Origin of the sequence: Succinivibrio sp., from assembly GCF_045124615.1 — a bacterium.
GTDB lineage: Bacteria > Pseudomonadota > Gammaproteobacteria > Enterobacterales > Succinivibrionaceae > Succinivibrio > Succinivibrio faecicola.
In genome coordinates, this window is record NZ_JBGVMC010000126.1 from 1 (window position 1) to 6,355 (window position 6,355).

General features: G+C 34.0%; 6 protein-coding genes and 1 pseudogene. 1 reads left to right on the forward strand and 6 read right to left on the reverse strand.

Features of this window, described 5'->3' with window-relative positions:
* Positions 1-327, forward strand: a 327-nt coding sequence (locus ACJML3_RS03420; RefSeq protein WP_406020633.1) for a PD-(D/E)XK nuclease domain-containing protein, incomplete at its 5' end; no start/stop codon positions are given.
* A 48-nt stretch (positions 328-375) separates the two neighbouring features.
* On the opposite strand, the gene ACJML3_RS03425 is transcribed toward ACJML3_RS03420, so the two are convergent.
* From ACJML3_RS03425 to tnpA, 6 genes and pseudogenes are all read right to left on the reverse strand, one after another.
* On the reverse strand, positions 376-1,584 hold the full coding sequence (locus tag ACJML3_RS03425; RefSeq protein ID WP_406020635.1) for an MFS transporter: 1,209 nt from the start codon (positions 1,582-1,584) through the stop codon (positions 376-378).
* Between the two features lie 254 nt (positions 1,585-1,838).
* Positions 1,839-2,744 carry a UTP--glucose-1-phosphate uridylyltransferase GalU gene (gene galU / locus ACJML3_RS03430; protein WP_406020637.1) on the reverse strand — a complete coding sequence of 302 codons (906 nt, stop codon included), beginning with the start codon at positions 2,742-2,744 and terminating at the stop codon, positions 1,839-1,841.
* 27 nt (positions 2,745-2,771) lie between these two features.
* Entirely contained in the window at positions 2,772-3,359 is a 588-nt protein-coding gene (locus ACJML3_RS03435; RefSeq protein WP_406020639.1) for a septation protein IspZ, read from the reverse strand.
* A gap of 10 nt (positions 3,360-3,369) precedes the next feature.
* Positions 3,370-4,128, reverse strand: a complete 759-nt coding sequence (locus tag ACJML3_RS03440; protein ID WP_406020641.1) for a hypothetical protein — start codon at positions 4,126-4,128, stop codon at positions 3,370-3,372.
* Between the two features lie 341 nt (positions 4,129-4,469).
* A complete protein-coding gene (locus ACJML3_RS03445) occupies positions 4,470-5,597 on the reverse strand; it encodes an RNA-guided endonuclease TnpB family protein (protein ID WP_406020643.1) in 1,128 nt (375 codons plus the stop codon).
* A 15-nt stretch (positions 5,598-5,612) separates the two neighbouring features.
* A pseudogene (gene tnpA / locus ACJML3_RS03450) lies at positions 5,613-6,011 on the reverse strand (IS200/IS605 family transposase).
* Between the last annotated feature and the right edge of the window lie 344 nt (positions 6,012-6,355).

The window sequence follows — 6,355 nt, forward strand, 5'->3', positions numbered from 1 at the left end:
GAGAACTTCTATCATGGATTCTTATCAGGAGTATTTACAAACTGTTCTAACTTCATAACTGACTTTAAATCAAACAGTGAATCAGGTGATGGTTATGCTGATTTAATGTTCATGAATGAAAGAAGAAAGAAAGTAGTTATCATTGAGATAAAAGCATCAACAAATGATGATGACTTAAAACAGGATACTAATGATGCTCTTTTACAGATAGAAAAGAAAAAGTATTACGAGCCATTCTTAAAGAAAGACAGCATAAATACTATCTATTGCTATGGCATCAGTTTTTATAACAAGCAGTGTGAAGTTTCTTGTAAAAAGGTTAAATAAATGAACATCAAACTGTGTTCAGTTAGATGAACACTGTTTATTGAACGCCTAATCAGTATTTTGATTTTGGCTATATTTTTCAAATTTCTGTTTTGTGCTGTTTAAGAAAACAGCACAAAACAGAAGAATGATACCTGAAATTATATAAACTGATTTGAAGGATATGAGCGTTACCATAACACCTCCAATTACAGGTCCTAAAGCACCTCCAAGCATCTGAGATGAGAATAGAATACCAAAAGCCTGTCCTCTGTTGTTTTCTTTTGTATTTGTAACAAGAATTGAGTTTGCAAGAGGAAAAATTCCTGAAAATCCGAGTCCTACTAAAAACTGCATTAAAGCAAAATATTTAACATCATCAGGAATAGCCTGTACAAGCATAAATGCACCTGCAACAGTTAAAGCAAGAACTAGTGATTTTGCAAAGCCAGCTCTTTGACCAAATCTTCCCCAAAGAGGAGAAGCCATAGCACCTGCAAGTCCACCTAAAGAGAGTATGAGTCCTGTTATCAAGACTGCATTGTTTGCATGATTTGTAAGTTTATCGACATAAAGTGCAACAATTGGCTGAATTTGCAAGAGCACAAAATTACAGAGAAACACCACTATAAGAAGGCTTAGAATATTTTTGTTTGATAAAATTTCACCTATAGCTGAATTATTTTTTGCAGTTTTTATCTTTTCATCAGCCTTGATAGGCTCTTTGATTATAAATACAGCACAAAGAGTTATAAACATGAGAACTGATGATCCTATAAAGAATGAATTTCTCATGCCCACAAGATTAGATAGAAGACCACCAAGTAGAGGACCTGCAACCTGACCTAAGATCATAGAACTTTGCATAAGTCCCATACTTATACCCAGTCTGTTCTTAGGTACATATGCTGATGTCAGAACCAGTAAGGCAGGCCAGAGACCTGCTGCAAATCCCTGAAAAGCTCTCATTAAAAACATCTGTTCAGGAGTTTTTACAATTCCACCAATAAAGTAGGAAACAGACAGTAAAAAAGCTGCTCTTATAACCATTGGTTTTTTACCGATTCTGTCTGAGAGTTTTCCCCAAAGGGGAGCTGCAAAGGCTGAAATTGCAAATGTAACAGCAAAGCATGCACCTGACCACATACTTACATTGTCAGATGATGCATTTAATTCCTTTATAAGATAAACAGGAAGAAATGGTATAAGCATGGTATAGCTTGAACTCATAAGACAGGCACATACCACAAGAATTGAAAGAAGAAGTTTCCAGTTCATAATATTTTGATAATGAAAATAGATATATAAATGATATATCCAATTGTGTTGATTATCAATTATGAAGAATTTTTAAGGCTGAATATTTTAAAACAAAGGATTATGTCTGAAAAATAAAGGTTTAAAGTGATTATGATATCTTTCATAAATAAATCAGATCTGATGAAAAAATCAGATCTGATAAATTAAAAAAATCTGCTTTTGCAAAACAAAGTCAAAATAAGATATTTTAACAAAGCAAATGAGTTTTTTAGTTACTTAATACTCTTAATATATTCAAGTACCTGCTTGCCAATCTGCTCATGTCTTAGTGCATAATCAATGAAGGTTTTTACATAACCAAACTTGTTTCCACAGTCATGAGAGCAACCCTTGATATTAAAAGCTTCAATATCCATCATGCCCATCAGAAGATCGATAGTATCTGTAAGCTGGAATTCACCGCCTGCACCAAGAGGAGTTTTCTTAAACAGTGACCAGATTTCAGCAGGAAGCACATATCTTCCGACTACAGCATAATCAGATGGAGCATCCTTAACTGATGGCTTTTCAACAATTGTGTTAATCTTTACACTCTCACCTTCTTTTAGGGTATTTCCATCAATATCAACGATACCATAGGAGCTTACATCCTCTTTTGGTACCTTTTCTACCATGATCTGAGGAATACCGGTTGATTCAAAACGCTTGATCATCGCTGATAGATTATCAACATTTAGATCTGATGCAATGTTATCAATCAGCACATCTGGTAAAAGAACAGCAAATGGGTTCTTGCCAACAATTGGGCTTGCACATGCAATAGCATGAGCCAATCCTTTTGATTCACCCTGTCTTACATTAAGAATTGATACATCCTCAGGGATAATACTTCTGATATCCTCAAGTAGCTGACGTTTAACTCTTTTTTCAAGAGTAGCCTCAAGTTCAAATGAGGTGTCAAAATGATTCTCAATGGCATTTTTTGATGAATGAGTTACAAGCACGATGTTCTTGATACCTGCAGCTACAGCTTCTGATACAACATACTGAATCAGAGGCTTGTCTACAAGCGGCATCATTTCCTTTGGAATAGCCTTTGTTGCAGGAAGAAGTCTTGTTCCAAGTCCTGCAACTGGAATTACGGCATATTTGATGTTACCAAAGTTCTGATCTGGCATTTGTTATCCTTTTGTTATGTATAGTTGTTATTGTTTAAGTTTATCGTTTAATGCATCTGGGTATTTTTTATATATTATTAAAACACAAAACAGAGTAAATACCACATTAAGGAGCGCATTTCCGAAAGTTTTGTAGTCAACCCACAGATTTTCTGCACTCTGCTGTGTTACACCAAAAAGCTCTGGAAGATAAAAAGCAATAATGATGTTAATTCCTGCTGCAAATACAAAGAAAATCATCCACATTTTTGATAACAGAGCATAGGCACTGTCAGGTATTGGCAGATCCTTTTTTAAAAGATATGCAAACGGATTCTTCTTTAAAATTACCTGGAAGACAAATATTGCAAGAGCCAAAAGCAGGTTAACTATTGAGATCTTAAGTTTGATAAAGTTCGGATCTTTAAGTAGTACAGTTGGAATTCCAAAAACTAAAACTGCAGCAATCATGACTAGCTGCATTCTTGATATGGTTTTTGTTACAAGATATTCAATACCAGAGCAGACAAGTACTGATCCTATGATAAGTGATGTTGCTAGGATAAGATCAGCTGTTGTTTTGTAAGAAACAAAAAAAATGATTACAGGTAAAAACTGCAGTATTTTAATAAGCATGATTTTCTCTTTATTTATCGGATGTATTTATTATTATCTGAGATGCATTTAATTTCTCGCACTGTTTTGCAAGAACAGAGTTGTTTTCATCAACAATATCATTTGCCTTTAAGTTTGGCTTATTCAGTCTTGAATAGTAAATACCAAGATTGTCAGCCTTATAGATTATAAACTGTTCATCTAAAAATCTTATGACATTGCCATATTTGAGATCATATCTTAAAGTAGGTTTTGAAATTTTAGAGCAGTCATTAACAGCAAAGCTTAAAGTATTCTCTGAACGACCTGAATAGACTAGGGCAGTTGTACATACACCCTCAGTAATTTCATTTTTTCTTTTTATTTCATATCTTATTGAATCTGATTTTGCACATGATTCTATATACATGATACTAAGAGCACAAAGCTGTTTTTTGTCAGATTTTCTTACAAAAAGATTTTTTATAGGATCACAGTATATGCAACTTTGAACCTTATCACCATCAGATGAGATATTTGAAAATGATATTCTCTCATTATCATCCTTTATATATCTGTAAAGTCCCTTCGGAATATCAACGGCTCCTGATTTTACAGATTCTGGAAAGTAAAGATAATGTGTCAAACAGTTTCTGTCTGCAATCTTAAGAGATGAGCCAACTGCAGAGAATGCCATTTCTCCGATTTTCGGTCTGAAACTTAATGAGCAGTTGTTATCCTGTGCATAGGAATTTGCACATAAAGAAAAAACAAATGTCAGAAAAACTGTCTTGAATAATCTTGATCTCATATGCTAAGTATATCAAATACAGCTGATTATTTAATTATGAGATCTTTTATTTTTAAGAAGATCAAAAAAATATCTGTCAAAATGGATGTATTTATATGAAAGAACCTACAGTTTTTGATTTGGCATTATTTGACAGAGTCAATACATCGGATCCTGAAGAAAAATGTTTTTCTTTACAAAAAAGCAATTTCTATCTTTTGTTGTATGCATATATGGAAGCTTGTTGTGTACATTATATTAAATCAGAATTTAGTGACATCCTCCCCTACCTGTAGAGGTAGGAGCTTCCTGTTCGATAGCTCTAATGAGCTAAGCAGTGAGCTTTTAACACTCACAACAGGCTATCCCCGAGTGCCCCTCGGTTGTTTTTTTATTTGATTTAGCAAAAGTCTTTTGCCTTCTTTTAGAAGATTTACAGCCGCATTGATATCTCTGTCATGTCTGGTGCCACAATGAGGGCAAATCCATTCTCTTAAGGATAAATCCTTGGTTTCCTTGTTCTGATATCCACAGACAGAACATAGCTGAGAGCTTGGATAAAACTTATCAACCTCTACCAGATATTTTCCTTGTCTTTTAAGTTTATAGGAAAGCATTTCCATGAACATGCCAAAAGCATTATCATGAACTGATTTTCCAAAATTCAGACTTTGAGACATAACTTTCATATCAAGATTTTCAATACATACACAATCACAGACATTGGCTATCTGTCGTGATTTTTTATGCATGAAATCTTTTCTGCTGTTTGCTATTTTTTCGTGGACTTTTGCTACTTTAATTCTTTGTTTGGCTCTATTCTTAGAACCTTTCTTCATCAGAGAAAGCTTTCTCTGTTCTCTTTTCAGCTTTTGCTCTGACTTTCTATAGAAGTGTTCGTATTCTCCTTTATTACCTTCACTATCTACATACAAATCATGCATGGAGTAATCCATGCCAAGAAAGCTTTGTGGCTCTTTATTTGTTATTTTCTCTTCATATTCAAATAGAATACTGGCGTAGAACTTACCACTTCCTATCTGACTTACAGTTACAGATTTAAGAATATATCCATCGGGAATTTCTCGGTGTTGCTTTATTCTTACTAAGCCTGCCTTTGGAAGTTTAAGTCTTCCGTTCTTAAGTTCAATATTATTATTTACAATATTGGTTGTATAGGAACGTTTTGAATTTTTCTTTGATTTGAAATTTGGAAATCCAAACTTTGGATTATTGAAAAAATTACTGAATGCTCCCTCAAGATTGAATTGAGCATTTGCCAAAGCAAGACTATCTACTTCTTTGAAGTATGGGAAATTCTTCTTGTATTGAGCAGGGGTGTTCTTGAGCATTTTCCCGGTTTGCTTGTAATGCTCAATCTTGTCTGCAAGCATTTTATTGTATATGGAGCGTGCACAGCCGAAAGTCTTTACAAAAAGCTCTTTCTGCTTGTCAGTTGGATAGATTCTAAAATAATAAGCTGTGTACATACGAATAAAATATCTTTATTTTTGCCCCTGAGTCTGAATGTATTCCTTCACTATTTCAAGTGGAGCACCTCCAGTTGTCAGAAGACAGAACCTCTGACTCCAGAACTGCTCTTGCCATAACTTTAGTCTTATTTCAGGAAACTCTTTCTTCAGCAACCTGCTGCTGGCACTTTTTTAAGCATTTATGAATTTACTAATTGCGCTCATTGGATGTGCTCGGAACAATATATGAACATGATCTAGGTCGTGTCCCCACTCCTGCAGAGTGATATTGTAACTTGGGGCAATTCTGGAAAATATTTCTTTAGCTCTCTGCGATATTCTGTCATCAAATACCTTTCTTCTATATTTTACAACCAGAATCAAATGATAATTCAGTAAAAAGACTGAATGAGCATTACCATCAAATTCCATCGAATAATAACCTATTCACAATATATCGTCTAATTATATTTTAATATAATTCAATATTATTTACAGCCACAATTGTGGAGCAATTCAGCCCAACCGCCTATAGAGGCGGGGGAATTCTTGCTAGATAAAGTTAAACATAAGCAAGACATTAAGAGAAGATCATTTATAGATCTGTGTTTTGTACATGACAAAAAACTTCTTTAGAAATCACAAAACATCATTCTGTTTTATTTATCTTTTTGCAAGCAATATAGCACTGCTTGTTATAGAAACTGATGCCAATGCCATAAATTTCATTTATAAAAGGATTAGTTGTATAACTTTTTGCATATCCTTTATCTTCT

Excerpts from the sequence above, each read along its gene's own strand:
- ACJML3_RS03425 (WP_406020635.1), bottom strand. The coding sequence starts at position 1,584 with ATGAACTGGAAACTTCTTCTTTCAATTCTTGTGGTATGTGCCTGTCTT.
- galU (WP_406020637.1), bottom strand. The coding sequence starts at position 2,744 with ATGCCAGATCAGAACTTTGGTAACATCAAATATGCCGTAATTCCAGTT.
- ACJML3_RS03435 (WP_406020639.1), bottom strand. The coding sequence starts at position 3,359 with ATGCTTATTAAAATACTGCAGTTTTTACCTGTAATCATTTTTTTTGTT.
- ACJML3_RS03440 (WP_406020641.1), bottom strand. The coding sequence starts at position 4,128 with ATGAGATCAAGATTATTCAAGACAGTTTTTCTGACATTTGTTTTTTCT.
- ACJML3_RS03445 (WP_406020643.1), bottom strand. The coding sequence starts at position 5,597 with ATGTACACAGCTTATTATTTTAGAATCTATCCAACTGACAAGCAGAAA.